This window comes from Acinetobacter endophylla (genome assembly GCF_053543775.1).
Genome location: NZ_JBLVOM010000156.1, coordinates 1 through 417 on the forward strand (window position 1 = coordinate 1; position 417 = coordinate 417).

The 417-nt window shown below is 44.4% G+C and carries 1 pseudogene; it reads right to left on the reverse strand.

The features are described 5' to 3' along the window. Positions 1–417: pseudogene (locus ACNPNW_RS06125) on the reverse strand (transglycosylase SLT domain-containing protein); the annotation flags it as partial.

Genomic DNA, 417 nt, shown 5'->3' on the forward strand with positions numbered 1-417 from the left:
AACTGCATTGATGAAATTTGATAGTCAGTCTCAATCATCTGCATCCGGTCATGGTGTGCTTGCCAGATTGCTTCACGTTCAGCTGCTGTTTCAGCCAGGGCCATGGATGTATTAAAGACATCTTGAGACTCATCAGTGCGTCTGAAGCGTGTCTGACTCAGACTGTACTGATCACGAGTCCCCGTCATTTCTGCAAAAGTACCACCCCAGTTTGCAATTGCATCCTGATTCATCTGACGCTTTTCAAGATCCTGGGCAGCTTTCGACAATGCAATCAGCTGTCGTTTTTCATCCTTGGCATATTCAGAGTTCAATTCAATACGACGACGTTCATAATCATATTGAATATCCAGGTTCTGAATATCAGTCCTTAATGACTCCCCAGCATCACTGATCCGCTGCTGTACTTCCAATTTA